General features: G+C 43.3%; 1 protein-coding gene and 4 tRNA genes. 1 reads left to right on the plus strand and 4 read right to left on the minus strand.

The features are described 5' to 3' along the window. Nucleotides 1-331 precede the first annotated feature (331 nt). Nucleotides 332-1,120: a lipase family protein gene (locus tag AB4329_RS22275; protein WP_017064543.1), complete on the plus strand. Its 789-nt coding sequence runs from the start codon at nt 332-334 to the stop codon at nt 1,118-1,120. Nucleotides 1,121-1,195: 75 nt separating this feature from the next. Here AB4329_RS22275 and AB4329_RS22280 read toward each other — a convergent pair. From AB4329_RS22280 to AB4329_RS22295, 4 genes are all read right to left on the minus strand, one after another. Next, nucleotides 1,196-1,269: transfer RNA gene (locus AB4329_RS22280), tRNA-Cys, on the minus strand. Between the two features lie 64 nt (nt 1,270-1,333). Beyond that, nucleotides 1,334-1,420, minus strand: a tRNA-Leu gene (locus AB4329_RS22285). An 80-nt stretch (nt 1,421-1,500) separates the two neighbouring features. Next, a tRNA-Gly gene (locus tag AB4329_RS22290) sits at nt 1,501-1,576 on the minus strand. Nucleotides 1,577-1,622: 46 nt separating this feature from the next. Further along, nucleotides 1,623-1,696 (minus strand) — tRNA-Cys (locus tag AB4329_RS22295). Between the last annotated feature and the right edge of the window lie 153 nt (nt 1,697-1,849).

Consider the following 1,849-nt stretch of genomic DNA (forward strand, 5'->3'; position numbering starts at 1 on the left):
CGATTACTGAAAAGTAAAAACACCATCTCTCAGCGACCTAAGCCGTGAGAACGAGGTGTACTTTAACGGAAGGAAAAAATTCGTCAACAATAAATTTTATCTTTTAATTCAAGTGATTAATTATCGAACTCAAAAGAATAAATTTAGTGCAGCTTGTACGGTTCTTATACTTGGATTTCTAATTTAAACGGACAAATCACTGACAACCATTGATTCAAATACCAATTGAATGCGGTGATTTTATTGTTTTAAACCAAGCAAATGGCGTTTTCATGTGCTTTTCACATTCAACGATTAGAGTTTGAAGTAACTCTTATTAAGAAGTAAACATGTGAAACCACTAAAACGATATCAATATGAGCGCTATGCCGTTCTTTGTAACCTCGCCTACCCTAGAGTTTTTAAGCAGACTCGCTATGGTTTTGACCCTAATGGACAACGCATCATCAAGAACCAGTTTGGTAAAACCATGATTAGAGTGTTGTGGAGTAGCGACAAAGATGAAGTGGTTGTGGTAATCAAAGGATCGCACAGTATCTCAGATTGGCTACTAACCTTTGCTCTATGGACCAGAAGCTGTAAGAGAATTGGGCTCAATTATCGTGTGCATGCGGGTTTCTACCATCTAATGTTTCAAGAGAGCCAGCCAAGTCGTAATGAAGATAAGCTTGGCTTAACCGTTATTGAGCGCTTGGAAGCCACGCTCACACCTCTCATCGAACAAGGAAAAAGAGTGTCTATTACTGGCCACTCTTCCGGAGGCGCTATCGGTTGTGTCTTCGCTGATTACTTTGATCAAAAGTACCCAGGCTGTATTAAACGAATAGTGACTTTTGGCCAACCCGCCATTGGTGATTGGAGCTTTCGAAAGCACTATCGCATGAGTAAGAAGACCTACCGAATTTGCTGTGACATCGACATCGTGACCTTCATGCCACCGGTTCCTTTGCTCTATTGGCATGTAGGTAAAGTGCTTTGGCTTTATAACGGACGAATCTATGAGAACACTCCTACATTAATCCGCCTTGGTCGCTCTATCTTTAGTTGGCTGATAAGACCTTTCTCTTACCACTTGATGAGCAAGTATATCCGTAACAAAGATTTCTTTGATAAGCATTGAAATGGGTACGTAGGAAGCTTTTAGCGGGGCCAGAAACGAAAAAACCAGTCACTAGGACTGGTTTTTTCTGAATTATGGAGGCGCCTCCCGGAGTCGAACCGAGGTCCACGGATTTGCAATCCGCTGCATAGCCACTCTGCCAAGGCGCCTTCAATAGTGTTTTAAGAGAACAACTCTTTTGATCAATACCAAGCGAGGTAATAATCAAATAGATGGTGCCCCGGGCCGGACTTGAACCGGCACAACGCGAACGTCGAGGGATTTTAAATCCCTTGTGTCTACCAATTCCACCACCAGGGCACGCAATTCTTTATTGCGATGCCGATTACTGAAAAGTAAAACACCATCTTAATGTCGAAATGAATCAACACTACAAAATTTGGAGCGATACATCGGGTTCGAACCGATGACCTCAACCTTGGCAAGGTTGCGCTCTACCAACTGAGCTAGTATCGCATTTTCATTCTTATTATCTCTTAACTTATCAAACTAAGAGAAAGAATGGAGGCGCCTCCCGGAGTCGAACCGAGGTCCACGGATTTGCAATCCGCTGCATAGCCACTCTGCCAAGGCGCCTTTAATAGTGATTTAAGAGAACAACTCTTTGTTCATCACTCTACTCAAAATGTAGAAGCTAGATAGATGGTGCCCCGGGCCGGACTTGAACCGGCACAGCGCGAACGCCGAGGGATTTTAAATCCCTTGTGTCTACCAATTCCACCACCAGGG

It is taken from the genome of Vibrio sp. 10N.261.54.A5 (assembly GCF_041471145.1).
In the GTDB taxonomy this organism is placed as follows: Bacteria; Pseudomonadota; Gammaproteobacteria; order Enterobacterales; family Vibrionaceae; genus Vibrio; species Vibrio crassostreae_C.